Source organism: Streptomyces sp. BBFR25 (genome assembly GCF_044590125.1).
GTDB classification, from domain to species: domain Bacteria; phylum Actinomycetota; class Actinomycetes; order Streptomycetales; family Streptomycetaceae; genus Streptomyces; species Streptomyces canus_D.
Map to the genome: position 1 here is coordinate 8,169,841 of NZ_CP172447.1, position 12,634 is coordinate 8,182,474.

At 72.4% G+C, this 12,634-nt stretch carries 12 protein-coding genes; 3 read left to right on the forward strand and 9 right to left on the reverse strand.

Translation table 11 applies throughout. The features are described from left to right. Positions 1–25: 25 nt before the first annotated feature. The 5 genes from ACGH52_RS36630 to ACGH52_RS36650 all read right to left on the reverse strand — a co-directional run bounded on the left by ACGH52_RS36630 (position 26) and on the right by ACGH52_RS36650 (position 5,272). Positions 26–1,069 carry a LacI family DNA-binding transcriptional regulator gene (locus tag ACGH52_RS36630; protein ID WP_059296538.1) on the reverse strand — a complete coding sequence of 348 codons (1,044 nt, stop codon included), beginning with the start codon at positions 1,067–1,069 and terminating at the stop codon, positions 26–28. Then, entirely contained in the window at positions 1,066–1,893 is an 828-nt protein-coding gene (locus ACGH52_RS36635; protein ID WP_059296537.1) for a carbohydrate ABC transporter permease, read from the reverse strand. The genes ACGH52_RS36630 and ACGH52_RS36635 overlap by 4 nt, the downstream gene beginning before the upstream one ends. A gap of 14 nt (positions 1,894–1,907) precedes the next feature. After that, a complete protein-coding gene (locus ACGH52_RS36640) occupies positions 1,908–2,849 on the reverse strand; it encodes a carbohydrate ABC transporter permease (RefSeq protein WP_399945790.1) in 942 nt (313 codons plus the stop codon). A 91-nt stretch (positions 2,850–2,940) separates the two neighbouring features. Then, on the reverse strand, positions 2,941–4,230 hold the full coding sequence (locus tag ACGH52_RS36645; RefSeq protein ID WP_399945793.1) for an ABC transporter substrate-binding protein: 1,290 nt from the start codon (positions 4,228–4,230) through the stop codon (positions 2,941–2,943). 142 nt (positions 4,231–4,372) lie between these two features. Beyond that, positions 4,373–5,272: an NAD-dependent protein deacetylase gene (locus ACGH52_RS36650; RefSeq protein WP_399945796.1), complete on the reverse strand. Its 900-nt coding sequence runs from the start codon at positions 5,270–5,272 to the stop codon at positions 4,373–4,375. Positions 5,273–5,600: 328 nt separating this feature from the next. Between ACGH52_RS36650 and ACGH52_RS36655 the strand changes: the two genes are divergently transcribed. Next, a complete protein-coding gene (locus ACGH52_RS36655; RefSeq protein ID WP_399945799.1) occupies positions 5,601–6,461 on the forward strand; it encodes a PP2C family protein-serine/threonine phosphatase in 861 nt (286 codons plus the stop codon). 20 nt (positions 6,462–6,481) lie between these two features. Continuing rightward, the gene (locus tag ACGH52_RS36660) at positions 6,482–7,471 is read left to right on the forward strand and encodes an MASE1 domain-containing protein (RefSeq protein ID WP_399945802.1); all 990 of its coding nucleotides are present in this window, start codon (positions 6,482–6,484) and stop codon (positions 7,469–7,471) included. 87 nt (positions 7,472–7,558) lie between these two features. Here the strand turns inward: ACGH52_RS36660 and rhaS are convergent, their stop codons facing one another. The 4 genes from rhaS to ACGH52_RS36680 all read right to left on the reverse strand — a co-directional run bounded on the left by rhaS (position 7,559) and on the right by ACGH52_RS36680 (position 11,818). Beyond that, positions 7,559–8,638, reverse strand: a complete 1,080-nt coding sequence (gene rhaS, locus ACGH52_RS36665; protein ID WP_399947002.1) for a rhamnose ABC transporter substrate-binding protein — start codon at positions 8,636–8,638, stop codon at positions 7,559–7,561. A gap of 237 nt (positions 8,639–8,875) precedes the next feature. Continuing rightward, positions 8,876–10,282, reverse strand: a complete 1,407-nt coding sequence (locus tag ACGH52_RS36670) for an MFS transporter (protein WP_399947005.1) — start codon at positions 10,280–10,282, stop codon at positions 8,876–8,878. A gap of 64 nt (positions 10,283–10,346) precedes the next feature. Next, complete coding sequence (locus ACGH52_RS36675; protein WP_121702099.1) at positions 10,347–10,793, reverse strand: MarR family winged helix-turn-helix transcriptional regulator; 447 nt, start codon at positions 10,791–10,793, stop codon at positions 10,347–10,349. A gap of 116 nt (positions 10,794–10,909) precedes the next feature. After that, the gene (locus ACGH52_RS36680) at positions 10,910–11,818 is read right to left on the reverse strand and encodes an NmrA family NAD(P)-binding protein (RefSeq protein ID WP_399945806.1); all 909 of its coding nucleotides are present in this window, start codon (positions 11,816–11,818) and stop codon (positions 10,910–10,912) included. 105 nt (positions 11,819–11,923) lie between these two features. On the opposite strand from ACGH52_RS36680, the gene ACGH52_RS36685 reads away from it, so the two are divergent. Beyond that, complete coding sequence (locus ACGH52_RS36685) at positions 11,924–12,487, forward strand: TetR/AcrR family transcriptional regulator (RefSeq protein WP_399945808.1); 564 nt, start codon at positions 11,924–11,926, stop codon at positions 12,485–12,487. Positions 12,488–12,634: the final 147 nt, after the last annotated feature.

The window sequence follows — 12,634 nt, forward strand, 5'->3', positions numbered from 1 at the left end:
CGCGGCGTGCGGCCGGGGATGGTGGTCAGGTGAGGGCGGGCCCCGTGGACTCGCGGACGACCAGGCGGGGCCGTTCGGCGAGGGCGGTGTCCTCGACCTCCTCGCCGCACAGGGCGAGGAGCATGCGCGCGGCGGCCGCGCCCACCCGCTGCACCTGCTGGTCGACGGTGGTCAGCCGGGGGTGCAGCCAGGAACCGAGCGGCAGGTTGTCGTAGCCGACCACGGACACGTCCCGGGGGACGGCCAGCCCGGCGCGCTGCGCGGTGCCGATGCCGCAGACCGCCATCGAGTCGTTGGCGTACACGATCGCGGTGGGGCGGTCGGCGGAGTCGAGGAGCGCCTCGGTGGCACCGACGGCGCGCCGCTCGCTGAAATCGGTGGGCAGCACCGCGAACGGGCGCAGCCCCGCCTCGCGCAGGGCCCCCTCGAAGGCCGCCCTGCGCACCCGCGTGTGCTGGAGTTCGGGCGGCCCGCTGACGTAGGCGACGCGCCGGTGGCCGAGGCCCAGCAGGTGCGTGACGGCCTCGGCGATCCCAGCGCCCTGGTCGCGCAGTCCGACGCGCGGGACGACGGCCGTGTCGTCGGGCGAACCGAGCAGCACCGCGGGCAGCCCGAGGCGCGCGAGCAGCGCGGGCCGGGCGTCGTCGTCGCGGGCGTCGGTGAGCACGGCGCCGTCCACCCGGCCCTCGGCCGCGAGCCGCTCGTACAGCGCGTTCTCCTCGCGGTGACCGCTGACCAGGTGCAGCAGCAGACCGTAGCCGCGCGGCGCCAACTCGCCCTCTATGCCCGTGATCAGCTCACTGAAGTGCGGGTCGGAGCCCAGCACGTCGGTGGGGCGTCGCACCACCAGGGCGAGACTGCGGGTGCGCGCGTTGCGCAGCGCCGCCGCGGAGGCGCTGGGCGACCAGCCCAGCTCCAGCGCGGTGTCGAGGATCCGGCGCCGGGTCGCCTCGGAGAGCCGGCCCTTGTTGTTGAAGGCCTGGGACACGGCGGCCGTCGACACCCCGGCCGCCGCCGCGACCGCCTTGATGGTGGGCCGGCGACCGGCCCGCTCGACGGAGACGCTCACATCTTCACCGCCCCGCTGACCAGGGCCTGCTGCATGCGCTTCTGGAGCAGGGTGTAGACGAGCCACACCGGCACCAGGGTCAGCACCGTGCCCGCCGTCAGCACGCCGTAGTCCGTGCCGGTGATCGACTTCAGCGTGGGCAGGGCCACCTGGACCGTGCGCTGCGCCGGGTCGGGGCCGATGATGACCAGTGAGTAGAGGTACTCGTTCCAGAAGGTCAGGAAGTTCAGCAGCAGCACGGTGGCGATGCCCGGCAGGCACATGGGCGTGTACACGTGCCGCAGCACCGCGAAGGTGGACGCCCCGTCCAGCCGGGCGGCCTCCTCCATCTCCGGCGGGATGGTGCGCATGAACTGCACCAGGATCACCACCGACAGCGGCAGCGCCGTGGCCGGGAGGAACAGCACCATGAAGACGCGGGTGTGGAACAGCCCGGTGGCCGCCGCGAGGAGGAAGGTGGGGAAGAGCGCCGCGAACGTCGGGATCAGGAAGCCCAGCGAGAAGACCTTCTCGACCACGCCCGCCAGCCGCCCGGTCGACCGCGCCAGCGCGAACGAGGCCGGGATCGCCAGCAGCAGGGTGAGCGCCAGCGAGAACACCGTCACCAGCGCCGAGTTGACGACCGCGAGCCCGAGGTCGGCGCTCTCGAACGCGGTGCGGAAGTTGCCGAGGCCCAGGGAGGACGGCGGGGCGAAGGGGTGCGCGAAGATCTCGTCGTTCGACTTGAAGGCCGAGGCGAGGAAGTAGTACAGCGGGACGACGAGCAGCACCGCGTACGTCCACACCAGGATGTGGGCCGGGAGCCAGCGCTTGCCGAGCTTCATCAGTGCTGCTCCGATCAGTAGTTCTGGCGGAAGACGCGGCGGATCGTCAGCAGCCCGACGAGTCCGAGGAGGAAGAGGAGCACGCCGACGGTCTGGCTGTAGCCGAGGTCGGCGGCGATGAACGCCTTCTGGTAGACGAGGAACGACAGCGTGGTGGACGACGTGCCGGGACCGCCCTGCGTGAGCAGCAGCACGTGCTGCGCGGAGCCGAACAGCGTCCACAGGAACTGGAGCATCGTCACCACGCCGACGTAGTCACGGATGACGGGGAAGTGGACCGACCACATCGTCCGCCAGTGCCCCGCCCCGTCCAACTGGGCGGCCTCCCCCAACTCGTCCGGCACACTGCCCAGCCGCGCGGCGAACAGGACGGCGGTGAAGCCGATGCCGGCCCAGATGTCCAGGACGATGAGACACGCCAGGGCCGTCGACGGCGAGGCCAGCCACGCGTCGGCCAGGGAGCCGAGGCCGACGCTCTCCAGCCCGCCGTTGAGCAGGCCGTCCGGTGACAGGGCCGCGTAGAAGACCATCGCCTTCGCGGGGGTGGAGATCAGCCCCGGGATGAAGAGCAGGTACCGGATGACCCGGTGACCGGGCGGCCGCTGGGCCACGTAGTACCCCAGCATGAACGCGCAGACGATCATCACCGGGACGGCGACGGCCAGTTGCACGGCGGTGTTGCGGACCGCGTCCCAGAACACCGGGTCGTCCAGCACCACCCGGACGTTGTCGAGACCGGCGAAGGACACCGGCTGGAGCATGCCCGGCCAGTGCAGGGCCGCGATCACGAAGATCGCGAGCAGCGGCCCGACCATGAAGACCAGGTACCACACCAGCGCGGGCACCGCGAGGACGGTGCCGCCCTGCCGGGGCCGGCGCGCGGCCGGGACGGGGGAGGCGGGCGGGGCGGACCTCGGGGCCGCGCTCCCGTCCGGCGTCGTGGTGAGCGTCGTCATGCGGTGACTCCCGGAGTACGGGGGGAACGGGGGAGGGGGACGAGGGGGGACCGGACGGCGGAGCCGGGGGCGTCAGGGGCGTCGGGGCGGCTCATGCGGACCGGTAGGCGGACTCGAGGGCGGCGCGCACCCGGGCCGGGCTGGTGCCCCGGGTGAACGAGGTGCTGGTCGCGGTGATCAGCGGCTGCGCGGCGGCGGGCGGCACGTACACGTCGGGCAGCAGCACCTGGCTCACCTCGGAGCCGAGCCGCTGAGCCGCGCCGACCAGCGGGAAGTCGGTACTGACGGCGTCCGTGCGCAGGGCCATGTCCCGGCCGCTCTCCGTCACGAACCGCGCCACGACGTCCGGGCGGTACATGAACCGCAGGAACTTCTCGACGTGCTCGATCTTGCGGACGCCGTTGGGGCTGATCCAGAAACCGATGAGGGTGTAGGCGCGGATGACGGTGGGAGCGTCGTGCGCCGCGCCGTCGGCCAGGGGCCAGCCACCGACCTCCGTGTGCCGGGCCACCTTCTCGGGCACCTTGGCCAGGGCGGAGGACATCGCCGACTGCACGGCCGCCTCCTCGGTGTTGAACTGCGTGGTCATCGAGTCGGAGGTGAGGCCCTGGGCCTTGTCCGCGAACACACCGGCGTCGCGCAGATACGTGAAGTACTCGATGCCCAGGCGCGCGCCGCGACCGCCGAAGTCACCGGTGGAGTAGACGTGCCGGGCCTCGTCCTGGGACAAGAAGGTCTGGATGATCTGCGCCAGCAGCTTCTGCCCGGTCCAGTCGTTGCCGCCCACGGTCACCGGGGCGATGCCCTTGGCACGCAGCCTGCGGGCGGCGGCGATCAGCTGGTCCCCCGTGGTGGGGAGCGCGTCGACCCCGGCCCGGTCGAGCAGGGCCCGGTTGTAGGCCACGGGCCAGTTCGTGGCGAAGTAGGGGAACGCCCGGACCCGGCCCTCGTCGTCGGTCCAGTCGGCCAGCGCGGCTGGCAGCACGCGCCCGCGCAGCCCCCAGTCGTCGAGGTAGGGCTTGACGTCGACCGTCGCGCCCACGTCCGTCCAGGCCAGCGTCTTGTCGTAGAGGTTGACCATCACGACGTCGGCCTCCTTGCGGGCCAGCCGTGAGGTCTCGTAGACCTGGGCGAGGTCGTCGCCGTTGACGAGGTTCTTGACCTTCACCCCCGGGTTCTCCTCGCGGAAGCGGTCCACGGCCGCGAGATACGTGGGAGAGCCCGGCGCGGTGGTGCCGAGCTGCGTGTGGACGACGAGCGTGTCCGGGTCGGAGTCCGCCGACGCCAACGACGAGCAGCCGGACAGAGCGGGCAGGGCAGCGGCCGCGGCCAGACCGGAACCGGCGGCGAGCAGTTCGCGCCGCGTCAGCGATGAGCGCACAGGGGTGGTCTCCAACCAAGCGGTTAACGATTGGTTAATCGATGTACCTCGTGAGGTGCGAGGACTGTATGGAGTGCGGGGACCACGGTCAAGGGGGTGACGCGGGGAGATTTCGTCCCCCGGCGGGGAGCGCGTTGCCTGGTCAGGCCGTCGCGGCGGCCTCGACGGAGAGGCCGAGCCGGTCGGCCACGGTCGTGAGGGCCGGTCCCAGCGCGAGCCCGACGCGGGTGACGGCCAGCCGGTCGCCGCGGGTGGCGTCGTGGTTGACGATCAGGACCGGCTTGCCCGCATCGGCTGCCTGGCGGACGAAGCGGAGCCCGGACATCACCGTCAGCGAGGAGCCGAGGACCAGCAGCGAGGACGCCGCGCGCACCAGCTCGCGGCAGTGCTCGACGCGCTCCGGCGGCACGTTCTCGCCGAAGAACACCACGTCCGGTTTGAGGATGCCGCCGCAGACCGTGCAGGGCACCACCCGGAAGTCCCCGACCTGCTCGTCGGTGAGGTCGGCGTCGCCGTCCGGGTTGATGCCGGCGGCCACCGGCGCGAAGCCCGCGTTGGCCTCCTCCAGACGCCGGGCCAGTTCGCGGCGGGGGCTGAAGTCGCCGCAGGTCAGGCAGACGACGCGGTCCAGGCTGCCGTGGAGCTCCACGACGCCCTCGCTGCCCGCGGCCTGGTGCAGACCGTCGACGTTCTGGGTGATCACGCCGGTGAGCAGACCGTGCCGCCCGAACGCCGCCACCGACCGGTGCCCCGCGTTGGGACGGGCGCGGCCGAAGGTGCGCCAGCCGAGGTGACTGCGCGCCCAGTACCGGCGCCGGGCCTCGGGGTGGGCGGTGAAGTCCTGGTAGGTCATCGGCGTGTGCCGGCTCAGGCTCCCGCCCTCGCCCCGGTAGTCGGGGATGCCGGATTCCGTGGAGATGCCCGCCCCGCTGAGCACCAGCACACCTCCGGCGCGCAGCGCCTCGGCGACGGGGGCGAGGTCCGTGGTGCCCGGCGGCAGGTCCGCCCCCGGGGTCCAGCTCAAAGTGGGCCGCATGCGCATGCGCCAAGCGTACGGAACGCGCCGTGCTTTCCGGCGGGGCGTGGCCGTGGGGTGCCCGTTGCCGGGGCGCCACGCTGACCGGCGTGACGAGGCGCAGTCGCCGACGGCTCTCGTGTCGGGGCGCCGCGTGCTCCGGCGCGGGGCGGTGCTCGTCCCGCGCCGCTCGCTCCCGGGGCCGCAGCGCTCCTCGGCGAGGCGCGCACCGCACCCGCCCGTCGCCGCCCCCGGGACGGCTCCCGCATGACCTTTTCCGTCCCGGGTGACAGACTTGCACTGTCCAGGGGGCCGAGAGGCTCCTGCCGGGAGGCGGCCTGGCGGGGAGTGGTCGATGTTCCGCAAGCATCCCGCACCTGACGGTGAAGAGCTGCTCGCCCGGCTGGCCTCGCTGACCACACGGGCGAAGGAGCTGGCCGAGCTGCGGCGCTCGCAGGTGGAGCTGGCGATCGCCCTGCAGCGCGACATGCTCCCCGCGGACCTGCCCGCCGTACCCGGCATCCACCTGGCCGCCTGCTACTCACCCGCGTACGCGGGACTCAACGTGGGCGGGGACTGGTACGACGCCTTCACCCTCCCCGACGGCCGTATCGGCCTCTCCGTGGGAGACGTCCAGGGCCACGCCATCGACGCAGCCGCGTTCATGGGCCAGGTCCGGGTCGGCCTGCGGGCGCTCGCCTCGGTGACCAGCGAACCCGGCGACCTCCTCGCCTGCACGAACGAACTGGTCCTCTCCCTCAACAAGGACCTGTTCGCCACCTGCACCTTCATGCGCTACGACCCGGCGACCGGCCTGCTGGAGAGCGCCCGGGCCGGCCACATCCCCTGCGTCCGGGCCACGGCGGACGGCAGGGCGGAGGTCTGCCGGGACGAGGGCGGCCCCCCGCTGGGCGTCATGGAAGGCACCGACTACCCGGTGACCCGGTACCGGCTCGCCGTCGGCGGGGTGTTCGTCCTGGTCACGGACGGTGTGGTGGAGGGGCCGTCGCTGACCGTCGACGAGGGTCTGGAACGGGTGGTGCGGCTGGCGAGCCTCGCCGCCGTCGTCGGCATGGAGGCGGACGCGCTGGCGGCCGCCGTGCTCAAGAACGCCGAGCTGATCGGACACGAGGACGACGCGGCCGTGCTCGTCGTCGGCCATGACGGGCGGGGCGTTACGCCGGAGGGCGGGACGGTGCGCCTCTCACCTCGCTGACCCGGCCGCGCCGGTGTCTGATGGCTGCTGTGGTGGGTATCCGTGCATGGCCGCGACCGGTCGTCCTCACCTGCGCGACCCTGCTGGTCGCCGGCTGCTACTACGCGGCCGGGCGGCTGGGGCTGTCGCAGCAGCTGACCGCCGACGGGGCGGTCGTCACGCCCATCTGGCCGCCCACCGGCCTCGCGGTGGCCTGTCTCCTCCTGTTCGGGCCGTGGTGCGTGCCGGGCATCGCCCTGGGCGCGCTGCTGGTCATCCTCTCCCTGGGAGCCCCCGGGGCCGAGGCCGTCGGCATCATGGCCGGCAACACCGTCGCCCCCGTCTGCGCCTGGCTGATGCTGCGCGCGGTGGGGTTCCGGGTGAGCCTGAGCCGCCTGCGCGACGGGCTGGCCCTCGTCTTCCTGGGGGCGCTGACCGCGATGCTGATCAGCTCGGGAACGGGCGTCGGCATGCTCGTGCTGTCGGACAAACTCCCCACCGAGCATCTCGGGCTCGTCTGGCTGGCCTGGTGGGTCGGCGACGCCGTGGGCGTCGTCCTCGTCACCCCGCTGGTGCTCCTGCTGTACCGCGCTCGTCTGCCGCCCCCGTCCGTACGCTGGGCCGAGGCCGCCGGGCTCATCCTCGTCGTGTGCGCCCTGGCGCCGCTGATCATGTTCAGCTCGGTCGGCCTGCTGTTCCTCGCCTTTCCGGTCCTGATCTGGTCGGCGCTGCGCTTCCAGTTGGCGGGCGGTATCCCCTGCGCGCTGTTCATGTCGGTGACGGCCACCGTCGTGGCCCGGCACGAGGGCGGCTCCTTCGGCAGGCTGACCGACATCGAGACGATGATGAGACTCCAGGCGTTCAACGGGACCCTGGGGCTGACCGCTCTCCTGCTCTCCGCCGTGATCAGCGAACAGCTCAACACCAGACGCTCGGTGGAGCGCGCCTGCCACGAACTGGTCGAGGCGTTGCAGCACCTGAACGCGGGCGGCTCCGGCAGCCCGGGGCCGCCCGGGGGAGACGCCCGGTGAGCGTGGCCCGGGGCGCCGCGCGGCCGGCCGTCGGTCGCCGACGGCACGGCCCCGGGCGTGACCCGGCCGGGGCCGTGCGCGCGGACGTCAGAAGTCGTAGTCGTCGATGTTCCCGGCGTCGAAGACCGTCGGGTCGCCGAGCGTGACGACCCCGTTCCCGGTGAGCTGGAACCAGCCCATGTCACCGGCCAGGAACATCTGCCCCTCGCGGCCGGTGATCTGCCCGGAGGCGAGGGCCACCGCGGCGTGACCGGCCAGCTCGCCGAGCTTGGCCGGGTCCCACAGCAGGAACGCCTCCACGGTGCCGTCCTTGATGTAGGGGCGCATGTCGTTGGGGGCACCGAGCCCGGTGAGCTTCACCTCGCCCTTGTACCGCGACTGTGAGAGGTACTTCGCGGCCGTCTTGATCCCGTTGGTGGTGGGGGAGATGATCCCCTTCAGCTTCCCGTGGTCCCGCAGCAGCTGCTCGGCCATCCGGTAGGACTTGTCCGCCTCGTCGTCGCCGTGGACGACGTCCACCAGCCGCATCTCCTTGTACCGCGGCTCCTCCAGCTCCCTCTTGATGCTGCTGATCCAGGCGTTCTGGTTCGTCGCCGTCTCGGCGGCGGACAGGATCGCGATGTCGCCCTGGTAGCCGATCTGCCCGCCGAGCAGTTCCAGCTGCCGTACGGCGATGTCCTCGGCGCTCGCGGGGGAGACGAAGGCGTAGCGGCACTCGGGCTTCGTGTCGGAGTCGTACGTGACGACCTTGACGCCCTGTGCCATGGCCTGCTTGAGGGTGTCGCACAGTGCGTCGGGGTCCAGTGCCGAGACGGCGATCGCGTCGGCCTTCTGCTCGACGAGGTCCTTGATGTGGGACACCTGCCCGGAGGCGTCGGAGCCCTGGTCCGTGCCCACCTCCGTGAAGGTCGAGCCCAGTGACTCGACGGCGCGCTCCCCGCCGCGGTCGGCGACCGAGAAGTACGGCGTGTTGACCTGCTTGGGAAGGAAGCCGACGGTCAGGCCGGTCCTGGTGGGCGCGTTGGGGGAGGCTTCGGCGTTCTTGGCGTTCGTCGCCGGGTCGCCGTCCGCCGGGCTGTCGCCGTCACCGCACGCGGCGGTGAGGAGACTGAGGGAGGACACGGCGGCGACGAGTACGGAGGCACGGCGTGAGGGGATTTTGCGCATGTGCTTCTTTCGGTGAGTCGACATGCGGCGACCGAAGACCGTTCACCAGGTGCGTTCAGCCTTGGCGGTCTTACGGGTGCGCGGACGTCGCGTGGGGCCGCCCGAGCGTGGGGCCAGGGCACTGAAAGGATTCAAAGCTTGACCGGACGTTAGGCAGAAACACCGTTGTGGTCAATGCGCTTGCGGGGAACAGTTCTTGGGCCGCCGGTCCTGCGGGCCTGCCCCTTCGGGGGTTGCTCAGACCGGTGCCCGCGTGCCCGCCCCCGCCGCTCGGCCGAGCGTGCGGTCGAAGAGGGTGAGCAGCAGGTAGAGCACGCCCGCGCCGAGCATCACCCGGGCCAGCCGGTGCAGGCCGCCGGTGTCGGCGTGCTGCCCGAAGGAGGCCGCGGTCGCGGAGGAGGCGACCATCGAGCCGATGTAGGCGAAGGTGCGCAGCAGTCCGGCCGAGGAGGCGGTGCGCTCCGGATCGGCCTGGAAGTAGACGGAGTTCTGCAGGGCCAGGTTGTTGAGCCCCTGCGGGACGCCGAAGATCAGCGCGACCAGCAGCAGCATCCACAGCGGGCTGTCCCCGCCCAGCGTGAGGATCACCAGGCACGCGGCGATCTGTCCGACCGCGCCGAGCAGCAGTTTCCCCCGGACGCCCGTGCTGCGCCCCGACACGACCGAGACCCCGATCGCCAGCAGGAACATGGGTATCTGCGCCAGACCGGCGTGGAAGGGACTCAGCCCGAAGCCCTCCTCGGTCCACTGGGTGAAGCCGTAGAGGAAGGAGTACGCGACGACGTAGGCCACCAGGGCCCGCCCGTAGGTGGCCAGCAGGGGAGTGTTGCCGCCGAGCACCCGCAGGTCGATGAAGGGAGTGGCGGCCCGCAGTTCCCGTGCCGCGAACGCCGCTCCCGCGGCGGCGGAGAGCGCGAGCAGGTACCAGTCGCGCAGGTGCGGGTTCATCAGGAAGAGCAGCAGCGAGACGAGCATCGCCGCGAACAGGCCCATGCCGGGCAGGTCGAGGCGGGCGGCGAGGCTCCCGCGCCGCGCGGACCCGCCCGTGGGCACCGCTGTGGGCTGCGCCGCGGGCTCCGCCTTGGGCTGCGCCGCGGGCTCCGCCTTGGGCTGCGCCTTGGGCAGCCGAAGCAGCCCCAGCACTACGGCCGCGACGGCCAGAGGCACGTTCAGCGCGAAGGTGGCGCGCCAGCCGCCCACCGCGATCAGCAGGCCGCCCAGCAGCGGGCCGACGACGGCGATGGTCTGGTTGGCCACCGAAAGCGCGGTGAGCACCCCGCCGGGGCTGTCCCGTCCGGTGCGCTCGGCCTCGCCGCGCACCAGGGCCATAGCCGCGGGATAGCCAGCGCAGGTGCCGAACCCGAGCAGGACGCGGGCGCCGATCAGGACACCCAGGCCGGGAGCGAGCGCGCCCACGACGCCCGCGACGCCGACGAGGCCGGTACCGAGGAGGAAGAGCCGGCGCGGTCCGAAGACGTCGATGAGCCGGCCGACGACGGGCTGCCCGAGCGCCGTGGCCAGGTAGAGGGCGGAGACGAGCCAGGCGGTCTGCGAGGCCGGCGCGCCCAGCGCCCCGCCGATCGGGACGAGGGCGACCGCGATGATCGTCGAGTTGACCGGATTGAGCACCGAACCCAGCAGCATCGGCGGCAGCAGCCTGCGGTCGAAGCCGGGCTTCTGCGCGCCGATCCCCGGGTCCGCCTCCGCGTCAGTCACGGTTCAGGCGCTCCAGCACGGCCATGGCCGCGATCACGGTCCGGCGCTCCTCCTCGGTGCACCGGTCCTGCAACCGCCCGGCGAGCCATTCCGTGCGGGCCTGCCGCCCCTCCTCCACACGACGGACCCCCTCCGCGGTCAGTGTGATCAGCAGCCGCCGCCCGTCGTCCGGATCGGGGTGCCGCTCCACCAGACCCATGGAGGCGAGCGCGGTGACCGTCGCCGTCATCGACTGGTGCCTGACCCCTTCGGTCGCGGCGAGTTCGCTGGCCGTGACGCCCGCCTGGCCGGACAGCCGGGCCAGCACCGAGGCCTGGCCCAGGGTGAGGTCCTCGACCTCGGAGGCCTTGAGGATGCGTCGGCGCAATCGGCTGATGACCGCTCGGACCTCCCGCGAGGCCCGGACTGCCGAGGGGGAGAGGGTCTCGTTCTCGCTCATGCCGTCCAGAGTAATCTCCGCAGGATGACCTGTACAGGTTGAGCTGTACAGCTGACCCTGTGTCGCCCGGAGCCCGGAGCCCGGAGCCCGGAGCCCGGAGCCCAGAGCCCTGAGTGTCAGGCCGAGGCCCGCAGGTGTGCCCTTGCCCAGGTCCTGAAGGGCGTGAGGGGAATGCCCAGGTCGCGGGCGAACCGCGGCAGGGCGGGCTGGGGGAACTCGTTGAGGGACGCCTGTCCGAACCCCATGTCCGGCATCCCGGCGGCGACCGCCTCCTCCTCGGTCATGTCGGGCGGGGTCAGGGTCACGCCCAGGTGCGCGGAGAGGATCTCGGCGATCTCCCTCATCGTCAGCAGGTCGCTCGCCAGCTCCAGTTCGACCCGTTCGAACCGCTCCGGTTCCGCCACGGCGGCCGCGGCGGTCGCACCGATGTCGTCGACCGCGACCAGGGACAACCGGGTCGAGGGCTTGAGAAGGCTCACCAGGCCGCCCTGTACTCCCCGGGGAAAGACGATGGCTTCCGAGGGGAGCAGGTTCTCCATGAAATAGCCCGGCTTGACGATGGTCCAGTGCGTGAACCCCGCCTCGCGCACCCGGTCCTGGATTCCGGCCTTCGCCGCATAGTAGGGCGCCATCGATTCCCAGCGGTCCTTCACCCAGCTCGTGTGCTGTCCGGCGCCCGAGACGGAGGTGTGCACGAACTGGGGCACCCCGGCCTCCCGTGCACCCTCGATCAGGTGGACGGCCTGGGCGACCTCCCCCTCGAAGCCGCGCCGGTCGAAGTCGGGCATCTGGACCGAGAAGACGGCGCGGGCTCCTGCGGCGGCCCGGACCACCGAGTCGCGGTCGTCCAGGTCCCCGACGACCAGCTCGGCGCCGAGTGCCGCGAGTGCCGCGGCCCGCTCGGTCGAGGGGTCGCGGACCAGGGCTCGGACCGGAACGCCGGACTTCAGCAGGGCGCGGGCGGTCGCGCCGCCCTGCCGACCGGTCGCGCCGGTGACGAGAACGGGTGCGGAGGAGTCGGGCATGGGTGAGCCTCCCGGGTGAGGGGCGGAATAAGTGGCGGGGCCCGCCACTTAGCTGCCGGGTACGATACGGAGGGCCCCGCCGTTTAGCAATGCCGAGAGGACGCCATGCCCCCCCACCAGCGCGCGGACGCACGGCGCAACTACGCCCGGATCCTGGCCGTCGCCGAGGAGGAAGTCGCCGCGCACGGCGCCGAGGCCTCCCTGGAGCGGATCGCCCGCGTCGCGGGTGTCGGCTCGGCGACGGTGCGCCGGCACTTCCCCGGCCGGAGTGCCTTGCTGGAGGCGGTGTTCCGCGAGCGGATCGAGGCGCTGTGCGCCCGTGCGGCCGCGTCGGCGGACGCGGTGGACGCCCGCGCCGCCCTCCTGGACTGGCTGGAGGCGCTCACCGAGTACGCCGCGTCCGCACGGGGCATGGCCGAGGCGCTGGCCCAGGACCGGCTGGTCGAACCGGAGCGGGTGGGTGCCTGTTCGGTGAAGCTCGAAGGGGCTGTCGAGCCGCTGCTGCGGCGCGCGGTCGAGAGCGGGGCGGTGGCGCCGGACGTCACCGCCGCCGACCTCCTCGCGCTGGTCACGGGCATCGCCTTGGCCACGGAGCGCCACGCCGACCCCGCCGCCGAGGGGCGACGCCTGCTGGGGCTGACCGTCCGGGGCGTCAGCCCGTCGAGGTGAGTGCGGCGGACGGGTGTCCTTCGCTCAGACTGCAATGACTTGCTCACGTCAAGTCTGGCGATCCATCATGCGACGACCGGTGCGCGGACAACTCCTGCCTCCCGCAGGCCCGTTCGTCCCGCACGCCCGGTCGGCCGCGCCCCCGGT

Excerpts from the sequence above, each read along its gene's own strand:
- ACGH52_RS36640 (WP_399945790.1), bottom strand. The coding sequence starts at position 2,849 with ATGACGACGCTCACCACGACGCCGGACGGGAGCGCGGCCCCGAGGTCC.
- ACGH52_RS36635 (WP_059296537.1), bottom strand. The coding sequence starts at position 1,893 with ATGAAGCTCGGCAAGCGCTGGCTCCCGGCCCACATCCTGGTGTGGACG.
- ACGH52_RS36675 (WP_121702099.1), bottom strand. The coding sequence starts at position 10,793 with ATGAGCGAGAACGAGACCCTCTCCCCCTCGGCAGTCCGGGCCTCGCGG.
- ACGH52_RS36660 (WP_399945802.1), top strand. The coding sequence starts at position 6,482 with ATGGCTGCTGTGGTGGGTATCCGTGCATGGCCGCGACCGGTCGTCCTC.
- rhaS (WP_399947002.1), bottom strand. The coding sequence starts at position 8,638 with ATGCGCAAAATCCCCTCACGCCGTGCCTCCGTACTCGTCGCCGCCGTG.
- ACGH52_RS36650 (WP_399945796.1), bottom strand. The coding sequence starts at position 5,272 with ATGCGCATGCGGCCCACTTTGAGCTGGACCCCGGGGGCGGACCTGCCG.
- ACGH52_RS36685 (WP_399945808.1), top strand. The coding sequence starts at position 11,924 with ATGCCCCCCCACCAGCGCGCGGACGCACGGCGCAACTACGCCCGGATC.
- ACGH52_RS36670 (WP_399947005.1), bottom strand. The coding sequence starts at position 10,282 with ATGCTGCTGGGTTCGGTGCTCAATCCGGTCAACTCGACGATCATCGCG.
- ACGH52_RS36655 (WP_399945799.1), top strand. The coding sequence starts at position 5,601 with ATGTTCCGCAAGCATCCCGCACCTGACGGTGAAGAGCTGCTCGCCCGG.
- ACGH52_RS36680 (WP_399945806.1), bottom strand. The coding sequence starts at position 11,818 with ATGCCCGACTCCTCCGCACCCGTTCTCGTCACCGGCGCGACCGGTCGG.